Origin of the sequence: Glutamicibacter sp. PAEs-4, assembly GCF_051161755.1 — a bacterium.
Taxonomy (GTDB): domain Bacteria; phylum Actinomycetota; class Actinomycetes; order Actinomycetales; family Micrococcaceae; genus Glutamicibacter; species Glutamicibacter nicotianae.
Map to the genome: position 1 here is coordinate 1,405,068 of NZ_CP195017.1, position 24,822 is coordinate 1,429,889.

At 60.9% G+C, this 24,822-nt stretch carries 17 protein-coding genes; 9 read left to right on the forward strand and 8 right to left on the reverse strand.

The annotated features are described in order from the left end of the window. The first annotated feature begins 22 nt into the window (after positions 1–22). Positions 23–7,543: a prealbumin-like fold domain-containing protein gene (locus ACR9WD_RS06675; protein ID WP_434922995.1), complete on the forward strand. Its 7,521-nt coding sequence runs from the start codon at positions 23–25 to the stop codon at positions 7,541–7,543. Positions 7,544–7,688: 145 nt separating this feature from the next. Here the strand turns inward: ACR9WD_RS06675 and ilvD are convergent, their stop codons facing one another. Continuing rightward, entirely contained in the window at positions 7,689–9,608 is a 1,920-nt protein-coding gene (gene ilvD, locus ACR9WD_RS06680) for a dihydroxy-acid dehydratase (RefSeq protein WP_434922996.1), read from the reverse strand. 85 nt (positions 9,609–9,693) lie between these two features. Here ilvD and ACR9WD_RS06685 point away from each other — a divergent pair, with 85 nt between their 5' ends. Beyond that, a complete protein-coding gene (locus tag ACR9WD_RS06685) occupies positions 9,694–10,473 on the forward strand; it encodes a helix-turn-helix transcriptional regulator (RefSeq protein ID WP_038991539.1) in 780 nt (259 codons plus the stop codon). A gap of 101 nt (positions 10,474–10,574) precedes the next feature. On the opposite strand, the gene ACR9WD_RS06690 is transcribed toward ACR9WD_RS06685, so the two are convergent. After that, positions 10,575–11,264 (reverse strand): alpha/beta fold hydrolase, encoded by a 690-nt coding sequence (locus ACR9WD_RS06690; protein ID WP_434922997.1) that lies wholly within the window; start codon positions 11,262–11,264, stop codon positions 10,575–10,577. 175 nt (positions 11,265–11,439) lie between these two features. Between ACR9WD_RS06690 and ACR9WD_RS06695 the strand changes: the two genes are divergently transcribed. From ACR9WD_RS06695 to ACR9WD_RS06715, 5 genes are read left to right on the forward strand one after another with little or no spacing between them, the layout of a single operon-like run. Further along, entirely contained in the window at positions 11,440–12,165 is a 726-nt protein-coding gene (locus ACR9WD_RS06695) for an NUDIX hydrolase (protein ID WP_434922998.1), read from the forward strand. Positions 12,166–12,217: 52 nt separating this feature from the next. Then, positions 12,218–13,501: a quinolinate synthase NadA gene (gene nadA, locus ACR9WD_RS06700; RefSeq protein ID WP_434922999.1), complete on the forward strand. Its 1,284-nt coding sequence runs from the start codon at positions 12,218–12,220 to the stop codon at positions 13,499–13,501. Continuing rightward, positions 13,498–15,141 carry an L-aspartate oxidase gene (locus ACR9WD_RS06705; RefSeq protein WP_434923000.1) on the forward strand — a complete coding sequence of 548 codons (1,644 nt, stop codon included), beginning with the start codon at positions 13,498–13,500 and terminating at the stop codon, positions 15,139–15,141. Before nadA ends, ACR9WD_RS06705 begins: the two co-directional genes overlap by 4 nt. After that, a complete protein-coding gene (gene nadC, locus ACR9WD_RS06710; RefSeq protein WP_434923001.1) occupies positions 15,138–16,004 on the forward strand; it encodes a carboxylating nicotinate-nucleotide diphosphorylase in 867 nt (288 codons plus the stop codon). The genes ACR9WD_RS06705 and nadC overlap by 4 nt, the downstream gene beginning before the upstream one ends. After that, positions 16,001–17,143 carry a cysteine desulfurase family protein gene (locus ACR9WD_RS06715; RefSeq protein ID WP_434923002.1) on the forward strand — a complete coding sequence of 381 codons (1,143 nt, stop codon included), beginning with the start codon at positions 16,001–16,003 and terminating at the stop codon, positions 17,141–17,143. Before nadC ends, ACR9WD_RS06715 begins: the two co-directional genes overlap by 4 nt. Positions 17,144–17,314: 171 nt before the next feature. On the opposite strand, the gene ACR9WD_RS06720 is transcribed toward ACR9WD_RS06715, so the two are convergent. Beyond that, positions 17,315–18,487, reverse strand: a complete 1,173-nt coding sequence (locus ACR9WD_RS06720; RefSeq protein WP_434923003.1) for a hypothetical protein — start codon at positions 18,485–18,487, stop codon at positions 17,315–17,317. A gap of 299 nt (positions 18,488–18,786) precedes the next feature. Further along, complete coding sequence (locus ACR9WD_RS06725) at positions 18,787–20,214, reverse strand: D-alanyl-D-alanine carboxypeptidase family protein (protein WP_434923004.1); 1,428 nt, start codon at positions 20,212–20,214, stop codon at positions 18,787–18,789. A gap of 451 nt (positions 20,215–20,665) precedes the next feature. Between ACR9WD_RS06725 and ACR9WD_RS06730 the strand changes: the two genes are divergently transcribed. Further along, positions 20,666–21,175, forward strand: a complete 510-nt coding sequence (locus ACR9WD_RS06730) for a GNAT family N-acetyltransferase (protein WP_066137727.1) — start codon at positions 20,666–20,668, stop codon at positions 21,173–21,175. 69 nt (positions 21,176–21,244) lie between these two features. Continuing rightward, positions 21,245–21,721 carry an SRPBCC domain-containing protein gene (locus ACR9WD_RS06735; protein ID WP_066137729.1) on the forward strand — a complete coding sequence of 159 codons (477 nt, stop codon included), beginning with the start codon at positions 21,245–21,247 and terminating at the stop codon, positions 21,719–21,721. Between the two features lie 12 nt (positions 21,722–21,733). Here ACR9WD_RS06735 and ACR9WD_RS06740 read toward each other — a convergent pair whose 3' ends face one another. From ACR9WD_RS06740 to ACR9WD_RS06755, 4 genes are all read right to left on the reverse strand, one after another. After that, positions 21,734–22,327, reverse strand: coding sequence for a dihydrofolate reductase family protein (locus ACR9WD_RS06740; protein ID WP_434923005.1), 594 nt, complete (start codon positions 22,325–22,327; stop codon positions 21,734–21,736). Between the two features lie 108 nt (positions 22,328–22,435). Continuing rightward, entirely contained in the window at positions 22,436–23,119 is a 684-nt protein-coding gene (locus tag ACR9WD_RS06745) for a hypothetical protein (protein ID WP_434923006.1), read from the reverse strand. A gap of 124 nt (positions 23,120–23,243) precedes the next feature. Then, complete coding sequence (locus ACR9WD_RS06750; protein ID WP_434923007.1) at positions 23,244–23,702, reverse strand: MarR family winged helix-turn-helix transcriptional regulator; 459 nt, start codon at positions 23,700–23,702, stop codon at positions 23,244–23,246. Continuing rightward, positions 23,686–24,819: an LLM class flavin-dependent oxidoreductase gene (locus ACR9WD_RS06755; protein WP_434923008.1), complete on the reverse strand. Its 1,134-nt coding sequence runs from the start codon at positions 24,817–24,819 to the stop codon at positions 23,686–23,688. Before ACR9WD_RS06755 ends, ACR9WD_RS06750 begins: the two co-directional genes overlap by 17 nt. Positions 24,820–24,822 lie beyond the last annotated feature (3 nt).

Sequence of the window (24,822 nt, forward strand, 5' to 3'; positions counted from 1 at the left end):
TAAATCCGAACGTGTGGAATCGGTGGCACCCAAGCAGGAAAAGAAGCTGAAGGACACGGCTTCGCCGCAACTTGCGCAGCCGAAGGCCGAAGTTTCGGAATCGGAAGAGTCTGCCGAGTCTTCGGCAGCGGCCCGCGAGCCGCTTGCTGCCGCGGCCCTAGAGCGAGGGGAACCGGTAACCTGCGAGTACAACGCAGGCGAGGGTTCGGTCGACACCTTCATGCAGAAGTCAGACGAGATGCCGGACTATGCCAACGGCAACGTGCACGACGGCCTCTATGAAGGCGGCGTCGTGCACCAGCGCGTGGAGATGACCCTGCCAGCAGCCGAGAATGAGCTGGTCATCAAGTACCAGGTCAAGCAGGCCGGCAAGTGGGCCTACGACTATCTGCTCAACCAATCCGCTACGGGGGCCGAGATCACGGGCTGGACCGTTGTCGAGGGGAGCGGGGATGACCGCGTCGACACCGTCTATATCACGCTGTGGGTCGACGGAACCGAAGGCGAAGAATCAGACGTCACTCTGCTCTTCGATGCGCATATCGCCTCCGAACTGGATCACGGGCCGGGCACTGGCGCTTCGTCGATCAACGGGTCGCCGTATCACGTCGTGATTTCATCGCTGAATTGCAAGTCCGTTGGCCAACGCGACAACCAGATTCAGGCAGGTGCGGTCCAAGCGGGCTTCGTGACCATCATCAAGGACGCAGTACCTGCCGACGGCACGGACTTCGCGTTCACGCTCGCTGAGGACCGCTTCGGCGACTCGACGTCATTCAACCTCGATGACAGCGCGGATTCAGATACAGGTGCGGACCTGCCAAGCAGCGTCACCTACACCGTGGCTCCGTCCACGGTAACCGTTACAGAGAACAGCCTGCCAGCGGGATGGACTCTGTCTGATATCACCTGCACCGGTGCCGCCGCAATTCGCAGCGGGACTTCCATCACCTTCGAGTTGGTCGACAATGATGAAGTCACTTGTACTTTCACCAATACGAAGACCACCTATGAGGAGCTCACGCTCCAAAAGGATGTCCAGGCTTCCTATGACCGCGACTACGACTGGGATCTGGTCAAGTCCCTGGCCGAAGGCCAGGAAGCCACGGTAAAGGCGACGGCCACCGGAGTGGAGGTCGACTACAACGTGGTCGCCACCGCCAGCGAGGCCCAGGACAGCAACTTCGAGTTGTCCGGCACCATCACCGTGAACAACCCGAATGATACGGCGATGACAGGGGTTTCCCTGGTCGACCAGCTCGACGGCGCCAACTGCGTCATTTCCGCTGGCGGATCGCCGATCACCAACCCGCTGACCATGCAGCCAGGCGAGACGTCCTTCACTTATGAATGCGACCTGCCCGAGGGAACCAGCGCTAGCAGCGCCGGCACCAACACGGTCACGGCAACCTGGGACGCGGAGGACTACTACGGCACCGATGGCCAGGCCAGCGCCTCGGCCGGCTACGACTTCGCGGAGGTTTCGCCAACGGTGACGGATGACGAAGTAACTGTCACCGATAGCGAATTCGACCTGTCGGGCATCGAGGGCGGCAACACGGTCACGGTAGCTGACAGTCCGAAGACCTTCGCCTACACCATCGAATGGGATGGCGTGCTCGGCCAATGCACCGACTACAAGAACATCGCCAGCCTCGCCACGGATGACGGGGAAACACTGACCGATGATGCCACGGTGGAAATCTGTATCGGCCAGGACCTGAGCATCGAGAAGCTGGTCGTCTCCAGCTTCAACCGCAGCTACGACTGGAGCATCGTCAAGAATGCCCTGGGCGAGCAGCCGTTCACCGCGGATCCTGAAACCGGCGAATTCACCGCCGAGTACTCGGTCACCGTCACTCCCGAAAGCTACACGGACAGCGACTGGGCCATGAGCGGAACCATCACCGTAACCAACCCCAACGACTGGCAATCGGTTGACGTGACCGTCACCGACCAGGTCGATGTGGGCGGGGGAGCCACCTGCCAGGTCGTCGGCATTGTCGACGACCCGGACACGACGGACGCCGATCCGGCCGCTCCGGGCTTCCAGGCGACTCTGGATGCCTCCGAAACGCTGACCTTCACCTACAGCTGCACCTTTGAATCGCAGCCGAACTATGAAGGCAGCAATACCGCCGAGGTCACCTGGTCAGCCAGCGAAGCGTCCACCGCATCATCCAGCGCCACCAAGGTGGTTGACGTCGATGCGGACGACTGGACGCAGACACCGCTGAACGAGACCGTGACCGTCACCGATCCGCTGCATGAATTCGATCCGGCCTGGACCATCAGCTACTCCGATGGCCCGCAGACCAGGACCTATTCATACACCTGGACCGTGGACGAAGCAGGCACGTGCCAGAGCTTCATGAACACCGCCACGATCACCGGCAGCAACCAGCTGGTCAAGAGCGATGACGCCGAGGTCGAGGCATGCCGCCAGGCAGGCCTGACCGTTACCAAGGACGTGACGGCCAGTTATGACCGCACCTACCTGTGGAGCATCGACAAGCAGCTGGCCGAAGGCCAGCGTCCAGATGTCGTGGTCGAGGAAGACGGAACAGCTACCGTCGATTACACGTTGCTGGTGGACAACACCGGCTATGAGGATTCCGGGCAGCAGCTTTCCGGATCCATTACCGTGAATAATCCCAACGACTTCGAAGATCTCGAAGTGACGATCAGCGACGAGAACATCCTCTCGGCCGCCTGCACCATCGTGGCCGAGGACTCGAATCCGGGCATGGCGGGCATGCAGCAAGTGGTGCCGCGCGGCGACTCGATCACCGTGGACTACACCTGCGATGCATCGGCCGTTGCCGAGGCCGACTACACCGGACACACCAATACGGCGATTGTCACCTGGGGCGACGGGCTGCAGGCCGAAAGCCAGCCGGTGCCCATCGAATTCACCCTCGATGAGACCACCGATGCAACCGTTGACGTCTGGGATGACCAGGCTGATCCATCCGGCGACCCGGTACTGCTGGGCACGGTGAACTACGCCGACGCTCCAAAGAGCTTCAGCTACCAGATCACCTATGAAGTGCCACGCGATGAATGCCTGGTCTTCACGAACACCGCCTGGGTGGATCTGACTGGCGAGGACATCGAGGACTCGCAGGACGTGTCCATCTGCGACCAGAAGAATCTGGTCATCACGAAGGACGTGGACGCCAGCTACGAACGCGACTACGACTGGTCGCTGGAGAAGCAGGTGGACCAGAGCGAGTTCACCGTCGCCGGCGACGGCACGGTCACCGCGCACTACACGGTCGTGGCCACCGCCGGCCCGGCGCAGGACAGCGCGAAGCAGGTGTCAGGAACCATCACCATCAGCAACCCGAATACGCAAGTCGGGGAACTGACGGCCACGGTCGCCGACGTGCTCTCCATCCCTTCAGCCACCTGCACCATCGGCGGCACCGACGCGGATGAGAATGCGGACGGTTTCCAGGTCGTGCTGGCGGACGGGGAAAGCATCACGCTCGACTACGACTGCCAGGTGCCAGCCGGCACCGACATCACCGCGCAGTACACGAATACCGCAACGGTGAGCTGGGGCCAGGAACGCCAGGCCGAAACGGAAGTCGGCTTCGGCTTCGAGCAATCGAAGCTGACCGACGGCGAAGTCGCCATCACCGATGACCAGACCGTCGAGGGCCAGGAAGTCGTGCTCGGCACCGCCACCGCCGAGGAATCGCCGAAGGCCTTCGAATACGACCTGGAACTGCAGGGCGTCGCCGGAACCTGCACCGAGTACACCAACACCGCGGTGCTCGACGAGGCCACCGGCGAGGGCGAAGAGAACACGGACTCGGCCAGCACCACGGTGTGCGCCGGCGCGGATCTTGATATCGCGAAGAACGTCGTGACCTCCTTCGACCGCTCCTACCTCTGGTCGCTGGACAAGGAACTGCTCTCCGGCCAGCCGCTGGCAGCCAACCCGAATACCGGCGAGGTCACCGCGAACTACCGGATCACCGTGACCCCCGAGGGCCACGAGGACGGCAACTGGGCGATGAGCGGAGAAATCACGCTCAGCAACCCGAATGACTGGCAGGATGCGCCGGTTACGGTGCAGGACTTCGCCGATGTCGGCGGGGACGTGGCCTGCACGATCACCGGGGTGCGCGGTGAAGCGGTGGCGGACATGTCCGCCGAGCAAGCCGGCTTCCAGACGGTGATCCCGGCAGGGGCCGAATGGGTGATGACCTACTCGTGCACCTTCGAATCCCAGCCTGACTACGACGGCAGCAATACCGCCACCGTGGATTGGGATGCCCAGGCGCTGAGCACGGTCAACAGCCAGGACTCGGATACCGTGGAGATCTCGGAAGCCGACTGGACCCAGACGCCGCTGAATGACACGGTAACCATCACCGACAGCGCCCACGAGTTCGATCCGCCATGGATCGTGGACGTCTCCGATGGGCCGCAAAGCCGGGACTACTCGGTGACGTGGACCGTGGACGAGGCAGGCACCTGCCAGGTCTTCGAGAACGTCGCCACGCTCACCGGAGATGACGGCTTCACCGCGACGGACAATGCGCTCGCCGAGGCCTGCCGCGAGGCGGCCCTGGAAATCAGCAAGACCGTTGACGCCAATTATGACCGCACCTACCAGTGGCAGATCGAGAAGTCGCTGGCCGAAGGCCAGGACGAGAAGATCACCACCGACCCGGCGGCCAGCGAGCCGGTGGACTATGTGGTCAGGGTCGAGAACACCGGGCACGAGGATTCGGGATGGGTGCTGGAAGGGAAGATCACCATCACCAACCCGAACCAGTACACGGGTATCGATGCCACCATCCAGGACGTGGTCGATCTGGAGGGCATCACCTGCACCACCTCGGAATCGCTGGTGAGCATCCCGGCCAACGGGACCATCATCGTCGGCTACAGCTGCGATGTCTCGGCAGGAGTCGACCCCGGCTACTACAGCGGCGGCACCAACACCGCGACGGTCAGCTGGGGCGATGACCGGGCATCGAGCACGCAGGTGCCGATCGAGTTCGCCCTTGACACGGAAATCGACCGCGAGGTCGAGATCTGGGATGACCAGACGAATCCCGAGGAGCCGGTGCTGCTTGGCACCGTGGACATCGACGATTCGCCGGTGCTCATCGAATACCAGCTGGAGCATGATGCTCCCGCCGGCGAATGCATGAGCTACACGAACACCGCCTGGGTTGATATCGATGCGGGTGAGGATCCGCGGGATGACGCGACCGTGCAGCTGTGCGGCCTGCTCGACCTGATGCTCACCAAGGACGCCGAAGCCAGCTTCGACCGGACCTACTTCTGGGATCTTGAGAAGAAGGCCGACCGCACCGAGGTCACCGTGGCCGAAGACGGCACCGCCGACTTCTCCTACACGGTATCGGCCATTCCGGATGGTTCGGAGGATTCCGGGCATGAAGTGCACGGCATGATCGTGCTGGTGAATCCGAACCGCTTCGCATCGGCCTCGACGGTGGCCACCATCACCGACGAGATCAGCATCGAAGGGGTGACGTGCACCATCGAAGCCGAGGATGCCGATCCGCAAACCGAGGGCCTGCAAGTCGCGGTCCCGGTGGGCGGCGACGGAGTCGGCGCCACGGTGCAGCTGCCCTACAGCTGCTCGGGCACCCCAGATGAGCTCAGCGGCAGCAACACCGTCACGGCAACTTGGGGCGAGGGCTCGATGGCCACGGCCACCGCGCCGGTGGACTACCTGCTGGATGCCGAAACCGACAAGCAGGTCACCGTCATCGATGACAAGACCAACCCCGAGTCGCCGGTAGTGCTGGGCGAAGCGATCTGGAATGCCGAAGGCACCCCGATCGACTTCGACTACACCCTGCGCCACCAGGCCGAAGCCGGCACCTGCACCGAGTTCACCAATACCGCGGTGATCAAGCAGACCGGGGCCGAGGACTCGACCACCGTGACCCTCTGCGGCCAGAAGGCCCTGGGCCTGCAGAAGACCGCACAGGGGCTGGTGGACTTGGATTACGAATGGGAGGTAGAGAAGCGGATCGACCAGAGCAAGCTCACGCAGAATGAGGATGGCACGTTCACCGCGCACTACTGGGTGGAAGCTCGCAACACCGCAGTCGCCGAGCAGAATTTGCGGCTGTCCGGTGAAGTGATGGTGCAGAACCCGAATGAGTTCGGTTCCATCACCGTCACCTTGGAAGACCGGATCGATACCGCTGGCACCAGCTGCCGGATCGATGCGGAGGATGCCGATGAAGCGGCAGCTGGATTGCAGGTCGTGCTCGATGCCGGGGAGAACTTGGGGGCCCGGTATGAATGCGAACTGGCCAGCTGGCTCACCACCGATGCCTTCGAGGGAGCGGTCAACACCGTGATTGCCACCTTCGATGACCGCGAGGTGCGTGCCGAAGCACCGATCGACTTCACGATCGATGCAGTCACGGACGAATCGGTGACGGTCACCGATGACATGATGGATCCTGAGGCCGAACCGAAGGTGCTCGGGGTAGTCCATGTCCCGCAGGCGCCAATGCAGTTCGAATACGAACAGCTATTGGAGCCCGAAGCGGGTACCTGCACGGTATACATCAATACCGCGGCAGTGCACGAGGAAACTGACGGCAACGGCAAGGACGAATCCTCGGTGGATCTGCAACTGTGCATCGAACAGGGACTGATGATCGCCAAGAGCGCCGACGCCCAGTACGCCAGGGACTACGACTGGTCGATCCGCAAGGATGCGAAGGAAACGAAGTTCGAGGTTGAACCGCATGGGCAAGCCACGGCCGAGTACACGGTCGAGGCAAACCTGGAGGGCTACGAAGACCAGGACTTCACCGTCACCGGTGAGATCACCGTGGCCAACCCGAATGACTTCAAGGACACGCAAGTGCTCCTCGAAGACAAGCTGTCCATCGAAGGGGCCACCTGCTCCATCGAAGGATTGGCGGATGGGAAGCTGATGCTCCTGGCCGGGGAGACCCGGACCGTGAAGTACAGCTGCTCCTTCGAATCCCCGGTTGCCGAGGCCGATTACACCGGCCACGAGAACACGGTGAACGCCAGCTGGACCGACGTGGAAGGAACCACGCAGACGGTCAGTGCCAAGGCTCCGCTGGAGTTCGAAGCGGCATCGGCCACCGATGAGATGGTGACGGTCTTCGATGACTACACGAATCCCGAGAATCCACGGGAACTGGGCAAGGTCAAGGCCGAAGAGCGGAGCAAGAAGTTCACGTACGAACTGGTCTTGGACGGCATTGCCGGCAAGTGCCGGACGATGACGAATACCGCGATAATCCCGGAAGCATCCGGCGAGGACTCGAACAATTCCGATTCGGCGGACGTGGAAGTTTGCTCCGAGGCTCCGCAGGCTGCGCCACCGGCACCGCCAGCTCCTCCGGCACCGCCAGCGCCGGCAGCACCACCTGCCCCGCCAGCACCGCTCGCAGCAACCGGCCTTGACCAGGGCACGTTGTGGCTGGCAGGGGCTGCAGGGATGGTGATTATCGCCGGAGCATTGATCCTGCTTCGGTACCGTCGCCGGAACCCATAGTCCGTGCGCCAGCTGGATGCCGGTCCTGCCTTTCGGGGCAGGGCCGGCATTCGGCGTGCCGGGCAAATGCAGAATCAACAGAGCAGGCCCGGACCTCTTATACGCATAAGAGGTCCGGGCCTGCTGCCGCGGTCAAGCCTTCAGGCTAGATCTGCGATGCGCTCTGGGCTGCAGCTTCACGCTCATGGGCTTCGCGCATGGCGCGCTCCACGCTGTCGACGTCGCGGACCGCACCCTTGTCTGCGGACAACGCCATGGCGGCGTAGGCGCGCAGTGCAGGGGAGACCACGCGTTCGCGGTTCTTCGGGTGGTAGCCGGTGGTGGCGATCAGTCGCTCGCGGCGCTGAGCCAACACCTCGTCGGAGACGTCCAGGGTCAGCCCGCGGGTCGGGATGTCGATGGAGATCGTATCGCCATCTTCCACCAGCGCGATCAGGCCGCCGGAAGCCGCCTCGGGGGAGACGTGGCCGATGGACAGGCCCGAGGTGCCGCCGGAGAAGCGGCCATCGGTGATCAGCGCGCAGGACTTGCCCAGGCCTCGGCCCTTGAGGAACGAGGTCGGGTACAGCATTTCCTGCATGCCGGGACCGCCCCTCGGTCCTTCGTAGCGGATGACCACTACGTCGCCTTCCTTCACCTGCTTGTTCAGGATCTTCTCCACTGCCTCGTCCTGGGATTCGCAGACCACAGCCGGGCCGGAGAAGGTCCAGATCGATGGGTCGACACCAGCGGTCTTGACCACTGCGCCGTCCACGGCGATGTTGCCGCGCAGCACGGCCAGGCCGCCGTCCTTGGAGTAGGCGTTCTCTACCGAGTGGATGCAGCCTTCGGCGTCATCGGTGTCCAGGGCCGCCCACTTCTCGGACTGCGAGAATGCGGTGGAGGAACGCTTGCCGCCCGGGGCTGCGTGCCACAGGTCGAAGGATTCCTGCGTCGCCTTGCCGCCACGGATATCCCAGTTATCGAGCCATTCGCCCAGGGTTGCCGAGTGGACGGTGTGCACGGTTTCATCCAGCAGGCCGCCACGGCGCAATTCGCCGAGGATGGCAGGGATGCCGCCGGCGCGGTGGACATCTTCCATGTAGTAGATGGTGCCGTTGCCGGCAGCGTTCGGTGCCACCTTGGCCAGGCATGGCACGCGGCGGGAGACTTCATCAATCTCGTCCAGGCCGAAGTCCACGCCGGCCTCGCGGGCGGCGGCCAGCAGGTGCAGGATGGTGTTGGTGGAACCGCCCATGGCGATATCAAGCGCCATGGCGTTGCCGAAGGCCTTCTTGGTGGCGATGCTGCGTGGCAGCACGGTCTCGTCGTCTTCGCCGTAGTAGCGGTTGGCGATATCGACTACCAGCTTGCCGGCGTTCTGGTACAGGTCTTTGCGCGCGGTGTGGGTGGCCAAGGTGGAGCCGTTGCCTGGCAGCGAGAGGCCCATGGCCTCGGTCAGGCAGTTCATCGAGTTGGCGGTGAACATGCCGGAGCAGGAGCCGCAGGTAGGGCAGGCGGACTCTTCGATGCGCAGCAGGTCGGCATCGGAGACGTTCTCGTTCACTGCCTCGGAGATGGCATCCACCAGGTCCAGGGTGCGCACGGTGCCGTCAACCAGGGTGGCACGGCCCGATTCCATGGGTCCGCCGGAGACGAAGACGGTCGGGATGTTCAGGCGCAGGGCGGCCATGAGCATGCCGGGGGTGATCTTGTCGCAGTTGGAGATGCAGATCAGCGCGTCGGCGCAGTGGGCGTTGACCATGTACTCCACGGAGTCCGCGATCAGGTCGCGGGATGGCAGGGAGTAGAGCATGCCGCCGTGGCCCATGGCGATGCCGTCATCCACCGCGATGGTGTTGAATTCGCGGGGGATGCCGCCAGCTGCCTCGATGGCTTCGGACACGATGCGGCCAACCGGCTGCAGGTGGGTGTGTCCGGGAACGAATTCGGTGAAGCTGTTGGAAACCGCGATGATCGGCTTGCGCCCGAGGTCGGCGCCGTTCACGCCGGCTGCGCGGAACAGTGCGCGAGCGCCGGCCATATTGCGGCCATGGGTGACAGTGTGTGAACGAAGTGTGGTCATACCTAAAATCTCACCATATATTTGCCGTCAAACCCAGACGGTGACGATACTAGTAGTACTACTACCATGCAGAGGAGTGGGCCCAGTGAATCCAAGCCAGAGACGCAGAGAAGAGCTCGCGGCCTTCCTCAAGGACCGCAGAGCCCGGGCTGACAGGGCATCGCACGGACTGCCGGAAATCGGGCGCAGCCGGGTGCGAGGTTTGCGCCGTGAGGAAGTCGCCACCTTGGCTGGTGTTTCTGTTACCTGGTACACCTGGCTGGAGCAGGCCCGGGATATTAATCCCTCCCGCCAGGTCTTGCAGTCCTTGGCGCGGTTGTACCGGCTGACCCCGGTGGAATCCTCGTACTTGTTTTCGCTGGCTGGGCACGGCGAGCTGGAGCCAATTGGCAACGGCGGCATGACCCCGGCCCTGCAGCGATTGCTGGATGCGTTGCAGTTCCCTGCCTTCCTGCTTTCGGCGGACTGGACCATCCTGGGATGGAACCGGGCCTACGCGGAGCTGTATCCGCGGGTGGAGTCGCTGGAGAGCGAGGACCGGAATCTCTTGTGGCTGGTGTTCACCGATGCGCAGCTGCGCGAAATGCTGCCGGACTGGGAGGTGCAAAGCCGAGGATTCGTTGGAAGTTTCCGTGCTGAAACGCGTGGGTGGCTCAGCCCTTCGGGGGAGAGTGGAATTGTAGCCCGGGTCTCGGCGGCTTCCCCGGAATTCGCCGCCATCTGGAATGAACGGGACGTTGCAGGGTTCCGCACCGGTGAACGGGTGTTCCGGCACCCTGAATTGGGGCTGACCCGCTACGAGCAGCACAACCTGACTCCTACCGAAGCCACGGACTTGACCCTGTTGATGTACACGCCGCTGTAGTCTCGGACTACGGCGCTGGTCCGATCTGATTCGGGAGTATATAAAGCTAAACTGCCCTACGGAAAGATCCGTAGGGCAGCCAACTGGTTGTGGGATTACGCCTAGGAATTCAAGAACCCCAGTGCCTTTTCCTTGAACTCGCGGCTGGTAACCGCGTTGGCGTGATTGCGTCCTGCTAGCCACAGCACTTCATTGGGTGTCCCCGCATTCTTCAGCAACCGACGCAGGTGCGGCATGGTCGTGGCGAGATCATCCTGGTCTCCAGCTACCAGCAGGGTTGGAACTGACGGTACCTTTGCGGCAGGGTCATACGGCTCGGACTTGATGGCTTCGATCAGCTCAAAGAGCGCCGAGAGATCATTGGACGGCTCAGCCTTGGCAATCTGCATGATGGTGGCAGTGTAGTCGTCATGGATCTTTTCGCCCGTCTCGACATGGGCGCGGGCCTGATCCAATTCGAAGGCGGCCAGCGGATCGCCTGCCCCTGGGCCACCAATGACCAGGTGATTCACCAGGTCTGGATTGTATGCGGCGAACTCCCAGGCAAGGCGTGATCCCAGCGAGTAGCCGATGACATCTACCGGACCTTCATCCAGATCCATCACAATGGCCGCCAGTGCCTGGCGAATCTGGCTTGGTGCCCAGCTGCCGTCGTTGCGTCGAGGGTCTTCTCCATGGCCGGGCAAGTCAATCAGAAGGACATCGCGTCCCGCATCGGTGAAATATTTCAGCCAACGCGAGCGGTCCCAATTCAATTCGCCGGATGAGGCGAAGCCATGGATGAAAAGCACGGATAGGCTTTTCACCTCAGCGTTTGCGCGAACCACTCGAAGATTCAGATCCAAAGTCATGCCATTGATCATAGGCTATCCGCCGGCGAAATGAGATCCGGGCTAGCGTGCCAAGAGTGTTAATGTCAGAATGACTCTAACGAAATCGAATGCTTTGAAAACGAGGCAAGAAAAAATGTCATCCGTACCTGGCTGGGCGAACGTCGAAGAACGCCGCAACCTGCCACCCGCTCTTGCGGTTTCCACGGTGATCCTGGGAATCCGCGAAGGCAAGGACGGTGGCCCTGACAAACTCTGCTTGCCCGTGGTCCGTCGAGTTCGCCAACCCCACGCCGGAATGTGGGCGCTGCCGGGCGGTCCAGTTGATCCGCGCGAATCCCTCGGCCAAGCGGCCGGGCGCAACTTGGCCGAGACCACAGGTCTACGCCCCTCCTACCTGGAGCAGCTCTACACTTTCGGCGATATCGACCGCTCGCCAACTCACCGGCTGGTCACCATCGCCTACTTTGCGCTGCTGAACGCTGACCAAGTCGGCGCCACGGTCCAAGACGACAATGTGGCCTGGTTCGATATCGATGACCCGCGGATCGCGCAGATGGCTTTCGACCATCGGAAGATCCTGGACTACGCCATGTGGCGGCTGCGAAACAAGACCGAATACGGGCAGATAGCGCATCGGCTGCTGGGAGAGCGCTTCACCTTGGCGGCTCTGCGCGGAGTCTACGAGGCCATCCTCGGACGGCGCCTGGATCCCGCGAACTTCCGCCGCACGCTCAAGAGCACGGCTTCCATCGAGGAAACCGATGAGTATCTGGCTGGCGGACAGCACCGGCCTCCTCGGCTCTACCGCTACGTGGGCCATGGGCCGGACCCATTGGAAGTCGACCCGCTGCACGGCTAGCAAGCATCATCCACACTTATTTACCGTCATCCTGTAAGAAACGGACGAACCCATGAGCACCCAAATCACTGACAACGCCAATGCCTCGGTAGCCCAGAACATCGCTCGACTCAATCTGCTGGCACCGGACTCCACCTGCTCCACCGACCTGGCGTCCAACCCGTGGGACACGCCGGCAGGCTACGGGCCCGGCGCCTCCCAAGGCGATTCGGTGCCAGCAGGCTACCCGGTACAGGGTTCCATCCCGGAAGAATATCTCAAGGCCAGCGACGCCGAGCTTGATGCTCGCATCATTGCTGCCAAGGAAACCCTGGGGGACAAGGCAGTGATCCTCGGGCACTTCTACCAGCGCGACGAAGTGGTGAAGTACGCGGACTTCGTAGGCGACTCCTTCCAGCTGGCCAATGCGGCCCTGACCCGCGACAAGGCAGAAGCCATCGTGTTCTGCGGCGTGCACTTCATGGCCGAAACCGCGGATATCCTCAGCCGCGAGGACCAGTCGGTAATCCTGCCGAATCTTGCGGCAGGCTGCTCGATGGCGGATATGGCCGACGGCCCGAGCGTGCAGCAGTGCTGGGAAGAGCTCACCGCGCTCTACGCGGATGAAGCCGATGACGGGCGGATGCCGGTGATTCCCGTGACCTACATGAACTGCTCCGCCGAGCTCAAGGCATTTGTCGGTCGCAATGGTGGACTGGTATGCACCTCTTCCAACGCGGCAACTGTTTTGGAGTGGGCTTTCGAGCGCGGACGCCGTGTCCTGTTCTTCCCGGACCAGCACCTCGGACGCAACACCGCCAAGGCCATGGGCGTTCCATTGGAGCAAATGCCAATGTGGACTCCGCGCAAGGAACTGGGCGGCAACGAAGCTGCCACGCTGCTCGATGCCAAGGTCATTTTGTGGCACGGCTTCTGCTCCGTGCACAAGCGCTTCAACCCTGCGCAGATCGCCAAGGCGCGCGAGGACTTCCCGGGCGTGCGTGTCATCGTGCATCCTGAATGCCCGATGGAAGTTGTGGATGCCGCGGATGAAGCCGGCTCCACCGACTACATCCAAAAGGCCATTGCCGCCGCAACCGAGCCGACTGATTTCGCCATCGGTACCGAAATCAATATGGTCAACCGCTTGGCTGCCCAGTACCCGCAGCACAACATCTTCTGCCTTGATCCAGTGATCTGCCCATGTTCCACCATGTACCGGATCCACCCGGGCTACCTTGCCTGGGTGCTCGAAGAGCTGGTTGCCGGACGCGTGGTCAACCAGATCTCGGTGCCGAAGGAACAGCAGGCAGATGCAAAGATCGCCCTGGAGCGCATGCTGGCTGCCAAGCCATGAGCCAGGATCCGCGAACACCAGAGAAGCTGGTGATCATCGGCTCGGGCGTGGCGGGCCTATGCGCTGCCCTGCAAGCCATGCAGCTGGGCATCCGGCCGGTACTGCTGACCAAGGGCAAACTCGGCGACTCGAATTCCGAGCATGCCCAGGGTGGCTTGTCGGCTGTTACCGGAGCATCCATTGCCCACGGCGACTCGGTGGCCAAGCATGTTGCCGATACGCTGAAGGCGGGCGCGGGACACTGCGGTCTGGAACCGGTGGAACACCTGTGCTCCTCTGGCGAAGAGCTGGTGCAAGCCTTGGAAACCTACGCTGTGAAGTTTGACCGCAATTCAGACGGTTCCCACCAGCTCGGCCTTGAGGCAGCGCACAGCGCCCACCGAATTCTGCATATAAATGGGGATGCCACCGGTGCATCATTGGTGAAAACCCTGATTCGAGCCGTGCGCCAGCTGGAGGTAGAAAACAAGCTCAGCATCATCGAGGACGCGCTTGCCACCGACCTGCTACTCCAGGAAGGAAGAGTCTCCGGGGTGCACTATCTGCGCCACAATGAGGAGCAAATGCTCGAAGCCGACTCGGTGCTGCTGGCGACCGGCGGGATTGGGCAGTTGTACTCGGCAACCACGAATCCCCAGGGGGCAACCGCCGACGGCCTTGGCTTGGCCGCCCGGGCCGGTGCTGTGATCGCTGATGCCGAATTCATCCAGTTCCATCCAACACTGGTTGACCCTGCCAAATATCCGAAGGCCGGCATGGTGTCCGAAGCGGTGCGTGGCGAAGGTGCCATCCTGGTCAACGAGGCCGGGCACCGCTTCATGCTTGGACTCCACCCGGACGCCGAACTGGCGCCCCGTGATGTCGTGGCCCGAGGCATCCATGGGCAAATCCAATCCGGGCACCAGGTTTTCCTTGATGCGCGGGCGGTGGAAGCAGCCCGTGGCGCGGGATTCCTCGCAACCCGTTTCCCTTCCATCACGGCCAAGCTCGCCTCGTGCACCGAGGACGGTTCCGGATTGGACATGGCTCATGACCTGATTCCGGTGGTGGCTGCCCAGCATTACTTCATGGGCGGGATCTACACTGACACCTCAGGTCGAACCAGTGTCCCCGGACTCTATGCGGCCGGTGAATGCGCCAACACGACAGTTCACGGTGCCAACCGTTTGGCCAGCAACTCCTTGCTCGAAGCCATGGTCTTCGCCCGGGATGCCATCGTGGCAGTGAGCAGCGACGCGGCGGATGCCCGCTGCACTACCGAGGAACTGGCCATCCGGCAGATCTCCGAGTCCATCCCGGAAGCACCGCTGGATCTTGAGCGGCTGCAAGCCGCTGCCAGCGACTCCCTTGGCGTCTACCGCACCGGCGGGCAGCTGGAGGACATGGCACACATGCTGGCGACGAGTGCCCCGGTAGCCGCCACGGCGCGAGAGCAAGCAGAACTGCGCAATCTGTGGATCGCCGCACGGATCATTGCCGCAGGTGCCATGGCACGCACTGGAAGCCTGGGTGCACACCATCGCCTTGATTCAACCGAAAGCATCAGCAACGGGCCAGGCCAGAGCGTGCGCTATGGCTGGACGTTGCACCCAAGCGAGCTGAATAACGAGAACTTCTTGAGCAAGGAACTGAACGCGTGAACACTCTGATCCATCCGGTACCCACCGCAGCCATGGACCGCATCATCGAAATGGCGCTCGCCGAGGACAATCCGCGTGGCGACATCACCGCCCTGACGGTCGTGCCCGAGGGGGCTAGAGCCACTGCCGTGGTGCAGGCCCGCCAGCCTGGGGTGCTCTCCGGAGGTGCTGTATTCGCCCGGACCATGCAGCTGGTCGATGCGCAGCTGGAGGTCGAGCAGCTGGTTGCCGAGGGAAAGGCGTTTGCTGCCGGAGATAGCTTGCTCAGGATCAGCGGGCCGGCGGCGAGCTTGCTGACCGCTGAACGCGTGGGACTCAACCTCTTGCAGCGCATGAGTGCCATCGCGACCGCAACCGCCGAACTGGTAGGACTGGTTGCGCACACTAAAGCCCGCATTGCCGATACCCGGAAGACAACGCCAGGACTTCGCGTCCTCGAACGCTATGCTGTCCGTTGCGGTGGGGGAGTCAACCACCGTGACAACCTGTCCGATGCTTTCATGGCCAAGGACAACCACCTGGCCTTGCTGGATAACGGGGAGCAGCTGACCGCAGCCCTGAACTCCGTGCGCGCGCGGCTGGGGCACACTACCTCGATGGAAGTTGAAGTGGATTCCATTGAGCAGATTCCGCCGGTGCTCGCCGCGGGAGTGGACATCATCATGCTGGACAACTTTGATCCGGCTGACATTCCTGCAGCCATTGAACTGATTAACGGCCAAGCAGTGGTCGAAGCCAGCGGAAACATTAACGCGGCCACCGTTGCGGCAGTCGCCGAGGCCGGTGTCGATGTCATTTCTTCGGGTGCCATTACCCACTCGGTGAAAGCAATCGACCTTGGTCTGGATATGGTTATTGCATGATCTACATGGATGCCGCATCCACTGCGCCACCTCGCCAAGACGTTCTCGACATGCTCAACCCATTGCTGACCAAGGATTTCGGCAATCCGGCTTCCTTGCATGAAGCCGGCCAGCAAGCCAAGCGCGCCAATGACTGGGCAAGAGCGCAGGTAGCCGGCCAGCTGGGTGTGGCGGCAGAAGAAGTGTATTTCACTTCCGGCGGCACCGAGGGAGCGAACGCTGCCGTCATCGGCGCGGCCTTGGCAAAGCCCCGCGGACGTGTGGTGGTCTCCAGCGCCATTGAGCATCCAGCCGTGCTGGAAGCCTGCAAATATCTTGTTGAATTCCACGGATTCGAACACCGCATCATCCCAGTTTCGGCCACAGGTCTAGTAGATCTGGAAGCGGCCGGCCAGCTGATTGATGCGGATGTTGCCGTGGTTTCGGTGATGGCGGTGAACAATGAAGTCGGCACCATCCAGCCGGTAGAGCAGTTGGCCCAACTGGCACATGCGGCTGGGGCGATCATGCATACGGATGCCGTGCAGGCCGCCGGCTGGATCGACCTCAAGCCATTGTGCGCCGCCGTGGACGCATTGAGCATCTCCGGGCATAAGATCGGCAGCCTCAAGGGCAGCGGAGCAATGTACCTGTCAGCCAAGCACCGCTTTGTGCCGCTGATGCACGGTGGCGGGCAGCAGGGCGGACTGCGTTCGGGCACGGAGAACCCGGCCGCCGCGGTGGGCATAGCCGTGGCATTGCAAGCGGCTACTGCACAGCGCGAAGCCGGACTTGGCGAAAACTTCGGCCCGTATCTGATAGAGCGGATCCTCAAGGAGCTCAATGCCAAGCATCCGGGAAGCGTGAGGCTCACGGGGGATCCGGAGCATCGCGTTGGCGGCATCGCCTCTTTCGTCTTCCCAAAGACTGCTGGCGAAACGGTGTTGATTGAGTTGGCCCGCAGGGGAGTCCTTTGCTCTTCAGGTTCTGCGTGCGCGGCAGGTTCGACCGATCCTTCCGCGGTGCTCACCGCAATGGGCTATGAAGAAGAAATGGCCCATACGGCTGTCAGGCTGTCGTTCACTCGCACGGCAAAAGAGAACGAGATCAGCCAGGTAGCGTCGGCTGTCGTTTCCTGCGTTTCCGGGCTTCTGAAATAGCCAAGGCTATAGCCTGGGTTGTCCAATGTTATGTTTTCAGTTCGGTGACCGTGGCTCCGACGGACTTCTTGACACATGGCAGCATCCTGCAATGTCCTAGTACGAATATTTCCCCAAAAGCTGTGATCGGCTGCTCCAGCTTTTGGGGAATCGTTCGAGATCGCTTGGCTATCAGTCGTCGGCTTCCTGTTGCTCATCGGTCGGAGCAGCGGGGAGTGCCTGTTGGCGTTCGGCTCGCTTCTTTCCGCGAAGTCGCCCGCTAGCTGCACCGGCCAGCGATGACCCAAGATTTTTCGCCGTTGATACGCCGGCAGAAGCTCCAGACAGGCCACCTTTTACCAAGTTGCTGTCGCGCACGGAATCCGAAACCTTGTGTGCCTTGTCACGGATAGAAGCTCCTGCTGAACTCAGCGTCGCCGACAGGCCATTCTCGGTTTCGGCCTTGTCCAGATCCTGAAGGGCAGCCAAATACTCCGCTGCGTCAACTAGCGGTGGCGGAAGCTCGCGCAAGTGCTGCTTCAGCCTATTGGACTGCACCTTGAGCGTAACGAAGGTCAGCCCTCCCGAGACCACACCGCCAACGACAGGAACAATCTTGCTGACGCTCTTCGCAAAGCTTTGCTTGGTGACATTGACGCCAATCAACTTCAGCGTTTGTTTCATCGGACCATACCAGGCGGTTTTTGTCAGAGCCTGTTTGGCTATATTTTTCTGAATAGCCGGTCCTGCTACCTGGGCAGCGAACCGGCCTACCGTGGTCGATGCCCCGCTGACTCCCATCATCACGCCGAGAAAACCAGCAAGCTTGCCCAAGGTTTCATCATCGATATGCTCCACGTCGTCGAGGAAAGATTGCCAACCGTAGGTGTAAGCAATTTTTTGCATGACCCTGAACGCATGGATATAGAACTGCGTGATATCCGCCGGGATGGTTCCGAACATGAACAAACCGCCAGGTAATCCACTGGCAAATGACAAAGCAGTGGATTTGCGGGTTTCAAAATCAATGGATTCGGAAGCGATTTCATCCAAGAGCTTGGGCCCAATGCCTGCCGCGGCCGGGTTGGTAGAGACTGCTCTATCTATCTGATCGCGGTTGTATCCCTTTTTGTGTAGTTCTGCCGTGAGGAAATGATCACGATCGATTTTCACGCCTCTGAGCCGAATTACTTTCTTGAGGAAAGCAGTAGCGAATTGCTCGGCATCGACATTCTGATCCTTGAGCATATCGGAGAGGGTCTCGTCCGCTCCTTGATCCGGATTTGTGGCGTTCGGGTCCACAGCACCTAGTACTTCCTCCTGCTGGCTGGGGAGATCAGATTTCTGGTTCGTGCTTTCCTGCAATGTATTTCCCCCAAAGTTTTGTGCTGGAAACCAGCTGCGCGAATTGTAGGCAAGTTGCTCTTAGCCTATCCAATAAGTGCTAGGAAACGGGATCCGTTTGGAACCATGAAGCGGCCAATCCTGTATCTGCCAGTTAGCGACTTGCGAACTTGCTATTGACCGTCGAAGTAAGTAATTGACCATGAAGTGGCAATTTCGCCGTACCTCGGGGAAGTGCAACAGCAAAAAGATAGGCGATTCATCTGAGAATGAATCGCCTATCTTTCACAATGCGGACACTGGTGCGCTAGTTCAAAGATTTAGCGCAGGTATTTGCCGGAGACCCAGCCGTTCTTCCCTGCGTACTTCACCGGGTACCAGCCTGACTTCTTGGCACCGCGGACCGTCACCGTCTTGCCCTTTGGAATGGTGAGGATGACTCGCTTGCTCGTCCCAACACCGGTGCGCATGTTCAAATTAGCGATGGTCTTCTTTGACGAAGATTTCGAAGTCTTGGGCTTCGTCGTCTTCGGAGCGGTACCGGACGAGGAGAAACTGCTCAGGTAGGTACCCGAGACCCAGCCGTTCTTTCCCGCGTACTTCACCGGGTACCAGCCGGACTTCTTGGCGCCGCGAATGGCTACCTTCTTGCCCTGCGGGATGGTCAGCACGATGCGATTACTAGTGCCTGCCCCGGTACGCATGTTCAAGTTGGCCGTGGTCTTGGCCGACTTGGCGTTGCTGGTGTTCTTCTGCGGTGTGCTCTTTTTCGTATCCTTCTTTGGCGCAGATGGCATCGAGACGTTCTTCAGATACTTGCCTGAAACCCAGCCGGTCTTCGAGCTGTAGCGAACCTGGTACCAACCGGACTTCTTGGAACCGGTCAGCTGGACGGTCTTGCCCCTCGGAATGGTCAGCAGCACGCGATTGCCGGTGCCCGCCCCGGTGCGCATATTCAGATTCGCGGTGGTCTGGGCAGTGCCCTTGGATTTCTTCGGAGCGCTGTCAGACTTCTTGCCGGAAACCCCGTAGTAGGCTTCGAGGCTCTTGGCCCCGGAATTCTTGACGCTCTTGGCCAACGAGGTGCCCAAATAGCGGAAGTGCCACGGTTCGTAGGCATAGCCAGTAACGGATTCCTGGCCCTTCTGATAGCGCATGATGAAGCCGTACTTGTGCGCATTCTTGCCTACCCATTTGCCCACAGGAGTGTTGGCGAAGCAGGCCTGCAATCCGCAGGCGCCATTGGCGTTTCCAACGTCAATGGCCAGACCGGTTTGGTGCTCGCTGGTGCCTGGTACAGCAGAAATGCGCGAAGCGTAGCTCTTGCCGTAGATGCGCGAGTAGTAGTTGAACAGCTCCGCCTGGCGGTTGTATGAACGGTATCCGCTGACGGCGCGAATCTTGACGCCATCCTTGGCCGCTGCCTTCACCATCTTGGTGTAGGCCTTGGCGGCCGAGGACCTCAGCCTGACGTTGGTGCCTTTGACGGCTACCGTCTTCGGAGCGTACTTCACGGGACTCAGCGGGTACTTCTTGTTGACGAAGACATCATCCTTGCTTGGATTGCGCTGGATTTTCTTGGCAGCAATCTGCAGTGCGCTGTCAACTGCGAGCACTTGTGCCTGGGGCACTGACACGGCGGAGGCAGGAGCTGTGGCTAGTGCCGGATTTGCCGGCAGCACTGTTGCGAACAGCGCAGCCGATAGCGCGGCAGCCATGGAAATCTTGAACGCCCGAGGCTGTTTCATGGAATTCTCCGGTAGAGGTGACAAGCGATGCGACCATCATTCCATCACTTATCCATGAGCCATTCAAGGTGTTACTGCAAACGTTGGAGATGAAACGGGCCTATTGCGACCGACCTTCTGCGGAAGCAAGCGGACTGTCTTATCACGTTGAAGAAGGCAAGTGCTATCATCTGCGATGCATTGCCTGCAACAGGAGAAGCACCTTCCCACGTGGGGAATCACAAAATTTCCAGGAGCCACGGCCCCTGCCCAGCAGCAATCGGGAATTCCATTCAGCCTCGTAGTTCTACAAGGCCGGTTGCGCGGGAAATCGCGGTCCCAGACTTGCCCGCAAGTTGCTGCAATCTTTTCTCCAGCAGGCGCGGAGGTGCCTTGGGCAGGCGTTCTGGCAAATGGAAGGCTGCGACGAGTCAATTTTTCTAGTTGGGCGAGATTTGGTAGGTTTGCGTGCATGCGTATCCGTCCAGAAGTCTTCGATGACCGAGCTGCGGTGTATGCAATTACGCACGCTGCGTTCGCCGGAATCGATCCGATGGTTGAGCCTGAGGAAGTCGGACTGCTGCAGCAGCTCTTCGAGTGCGACCAATATGACAACCGCTTCTCAATCGTTGCCCTGGACGACACAACGGTTATCGGCCATGTCATCGCGACATGGGGCGCAGTCAATGGGGAACCCTTATTGGGGCTAGGTCCGCTGGCTGTCGCTCCGGAATACCAGCACCGGGGTGTCGGATCGATCCTGATGCAAGAAATTCATGACAGGGCTGAGCAAGAAAGCATCAGCGGCATTGTCCTGCTCGGTGCCCCAGGCTATTACAGCCGCTTCGGCTACGAAGCTGCCCAGCCCCGAGGTATCCACCCTTCGGTTCCGTCGTGGGGCGAGCACTTCATGGTGCGCGTCTTCGATGACAGCTGCCTGCCGAGCGGCGACTACCGTTATGCCAAGCCGTTCGGCGTTTAGCCGCTAATTTTCGCTGGGAATTTTCTCGCTCCTATTGTCTCCTGTTCCCCTCGGGCGTAAACCTGACGTATGGAAACACATCAAGAGCTTCGCGAACTGTCCTTCTCCGTCTCAGGCATCATTTCCAAGTCGATCAGGCAAGTATTCGAAGCTGTGGCTGATCCGGAACAGCTTTCCCATTACTTCACTACCGGGGGAGCTGAAGGATACTTGGAAAACGGTGCCACCGTTAGCTGGGACTTCCATGATTTCCCCGGAGCTTTCCCGGTCAAGGTCTTGGAGGTCGAAGAACCAAAACGCATTGTCTTCCAATGGGGAGGCCAGCAATCCACGGCTGAAGATGGCATGAATACCGTGAGATTCGACTTCGAGTCCCTGGAGGACAGCACCCGAACCAAGGTGACCATCAGCGAAGCGAGCTGGATTGCCACCGATGAAGGGGCCAAGGCCGCCTTCGGCAATTGCGAAGGATGGACCGGAATGCTGGCCGCCATGAAAGCGTGGCTGGAATACGGGATCAACCTGCGCGAAGGCTTCTACAAATAGTTGGTGCCTGAGCTAGCGGCGCCGATGGTAGTACACGTGCGTCACGAGTGAAGTTTCACGGCGGGAAACGCGATCCATATGCGTTTCTATATCTTCAATCGTGATCGGCTCGCCGCGTCCCAGGCGGATCGGTGCGATATGCAGGCGCAACTCGTCAATGAGGCCGGCTCGCAGGAATTGCACGATGGTACTTGCACCGCCGGCAATGGCCACAGGATTTTCGCCAGCGGCTTCCCGTGCCTCGGCAAGGGCTTCCTCGATCCCCTCCGAGATGAATTGGAAGCTGTTCCCGCCCTGCAGGCAGATCATCGGCTTCGGATGATGGCTCAGCACGAAGACCGGGGCATGATACGGAGGATTCTCGCCCCACCACCCGATCCAGCCGGCGTCGTCCTGTCCGGCTGGAGGGCCGAACATCTTGCTGCCCATGATGAAAGCCGACGCTTCGGTAATGGCAGAAATTTCGGCCTGGTTTTCTTCAAGATTCTCGAACTGCCAACGGTGCAGCGCTTCGGCTCCTACACCCAGGGGATGCTCCATGCTCTGATTGGGACCAGCACAGAATCCGTCCAAGGAAACGGTGACATCGCAAACTACCGGGCCCATGGCAAATGCCTCGATTCAACCTACTTGCTGGCGGGAGGGTGGTTACTCCAACAATGAACCTGCACGCAAGCAGAATCAACCCCAAGCGGGTGAAAGCCGGCAGGAGGCTCAGTTCCTGGCATCCTTCGGCGCACCGGCAACATTCCACAGCGTAGCGTGGTATTTCCGGATCAACGCGGCTTCCAGCAGCAGGGCAGCCTTGCGGTGGATGCAGGTCACCCACCGGCCTTCGAGATGCAAGCGGTCAATGGCCAAGCGCGCGACTTGCTGGACGGTCCGGGACTCGCCGCGATCGGCCTCGGCTGCCAGATCCCGAAGCCACTGCGGGTCAGCCAACGCTTCGTCGAAGGCGTACTTGCCCAGGCCGGAGGTCGCACCCTTGCCGCTGGAATAGATCTTCAGCCGTCCGCGCAGGCCCTTGCCGCTGCGCTCGCCGGCCTGTCCCACATAGATGGGCTCATGGTCCCCGGTGCTGGCGCGGCGGAACATGTAGACCCCCGGAGCCACGGGGGCCGATTCGGCCGTGGCTTCAAAGGATTCCCACGGTGACCATTCCAGCGAATCAATGACCTGGTCGTCAATGGGCTTGAGGGCAATGTCCATTCCCGGTGCGCCGGCGAACTGCAGCTGGGCCAGCAAGAAGGCGGACACATGCCACGTGCCGCCTGGCTGGGGCGGCTTCTGGATTGCGCCCTTGGGACGATGCTGGCGCAGATAGCTGCGCAGCTGCTTGGTGTCTACCCCAAGGGTGCCGGCGGCTTCTTCCAAGCTGAATAGCTTCTCGTCCTTCAAAAGTGATCTGCCTTCTGCATGCCGTGAATGAACAGGTGATGATGAATCAATTTAATCCCATGCAATGCCAAAGAGCCCGGAAGGAGCTGCCTCATGGCATGTCCTTCCGGGCCTGGCGGATGCGCTACTGCACCGCATCTCGCAGCTTGGTGCTCAGGCGCTGCAGTTCATGGAATTCGTCTTCGCTCAGCGCGCTGCCCAGCAGGTTGTGCAGGTGCTTGACGTGCTCGCGCCCGATTTCCTGCTGCAGCTTGCGTCCCTTCTCGGTCAGCGAGAGCTGCATGGCGCGATGGTCATCCGGGTCGGGTTCGCGAACTACCAGCCCCTGATCTTCCAATCGGGTGACCATGCGGCTCAGGCTGGGTTGCGAGATCAGCAGCTGCTTATTCAGGTCAACCAGCCGGCTCTTGCCTCCGGGGCAGGTGCGCAAGTTGAACAGCACGTCGTACTCGCGCATGGAGAGCTTGCCGAATTCCGGCATTGCGGTGATCTGGCGCATGACCGCCACCTGTGCGCGGAAAAGCGCTTCCCAGGCATCGGTGGCGACCTTCAATGAGGCTGCTGGATTACTGGTCCCGGTCACTTGCTACTGGCTCCTTGGTGGTTGCTTGCTCAGCGACCAGTTTAGCGTTGCGAGCGGCCACCAGGCCTTCATGCGTTGGTGCCGGGGTGAGGTCCTTCGGTGCGCGGGACTCCATTTCCTTGCGCAGTTCAGGCAGCACGTACTCGCCGAACATGTCCAGCTGGTTCAGCACGGTCTTCAGCGGAAGGCCCGCGTGGTCGATCAGGAACAGCTGGCGCTGGTAGCTGCCGAAGTATTCCTGGAAGGACAGGGTCTTCTCCAGCACCTGCTGCGGCGAGCCGACGGTCAACGGGGTCTGCGCGGTGAAGTCTTCCAGCGATGGGCCGTGGCCGTAGACCGGGGCGTTGTCGAAGTAGGGGCGGAATTCCTTGACCGCCTGCTGGGAATCCTTGGCCATGTAGAACTGGCCGCCCAGTCCCACCACTGCCTGGTCTGCGCGTCCGTGGCCGTAGTGTTCGTAGCGCTCGCGGTACAGGCCGATCAGCTGCTGGTAGTGCTCCTTTGGCCAGAAGATGTTGTTGGCGAAGAAGCCGTCGCCGTAGTAGGCGGCGATTTCAGCTACCTGCGGGGTGCGGATCGATCCATGCCAGACGAACGGTGCCACGTCATCGAGCGGGCGCGGGGTCGAGGTGAAGTTCTGCAGCGGGGTGCGGAACTTGCCTTCCCAGTTCACCACATCCTCATCCCATAGGCGGCGCAGCAGGTGGTAGTTCTCCACGGTCAAGTTGACCGAGTCCTGCATGTTCTTCCCGAACCATGGGTAGACCGGGCCGGTGTTGCCGCGGCCCAGGACAAGGTCCACGCGGCCGTCGGCCAGATGCTGGAGCATCGCGAAGTCCTCGGCGATCTTCACCGGGTCATTGGTGGTGATCAGCGTAGTCGCGGTGGACAGGATGATGCGCTCGGTCTGCGCGGCAATGTAGGCCAGCGTGGTGGTGGGGGAGGAAGAGAAGAACGGGCGGTTGTGGTGCTCGCCGATGGCGTAGACATCCATGCCGATCTCTTCGACCTTCTTGGCGATGGCCACCGATGCGTCGATGCGCTCTTTCTCGGTAGGGATGCGGCCGGTCGTCGGGTCGCGGGTGATGTCGCTGACTGAGAATACTCCGAATTGCATGTC

Excerpts from the sequence above, each read along its gene's own strand:
- ACR9WD_RS06740 (WP_434923005.1), bottom strand. The coding sequence starts at position 22,327 with ATGGGCCCGGTAGTTTGCGATGTCACCGTTTCCTTGGACGGATTCTGT.
- ACR9WD_RS06715 (WP_434923002.1), top strand. The coding sequence starts at position 16,001 with ATGATCTACATGGATGCCGCATCCACTGCGCCACCTCGCCAAGACGTT.
- ACR9WD_RS06755 (WP_434923008.1), bottom strand. The coding sequence starts at position 24,819 with ATGCAATTCGGAGTATTCTCAGTCAGCGACATCACCCGCGACCCGACG.
- nadA (WP_434922999.1), top strand. The coding sequence starts at position 12,218 with ATGAGCACCCAAATCACTGACAACGCCAATGCCTCGGTAGCCCAGAAC.
- ACR9WD_RS06695 (WP_434922998.1), top strand. The coding sequence starts at position 11,440 with ATGTCATCCGTACCTGGCTGGGCGAACGTCGAAGAACGCCGCAACCTG.
- ilvD (WP_434922996.1), bottom strand. The coding sequence starts at position 9,608 with ATGACCACACTTCGTTCACACACTGTCACCCATGGCCGCAATATGGCC.
- ACR9WD_RS06725 (WP_434923004.1), bottom strand. The coding sequence starts at position 20,214 with ATGAAACAGCCTCGGGCGTTCAAGATTTCCATGGCTGCCGCGCTATCG.
- ACR9WD_RS06705 (WP_434923000.1), top strand. The coding sequence starts at position 13,498 with ATGAGCCAGGATCCGCGAACACCAGAGAAGCTGGTGATCATCGGCTCG.
- ACR9WD_RS06730 (WP_066137727.1), top strand. The coding sequence starts at position 20,666 with ATGCGTATCCGTCCAGAAGTCTTCGATGACCGAGCTGCGGTGTATGCA.
- ACR9WD_RS06735 (WP_066137729.1), top strand. The coding sequence starts at position 21,245 with ATGGAAACACATCAAGAGCTTCGCGAACTGTCCTTCTCCGTCTCAGGC.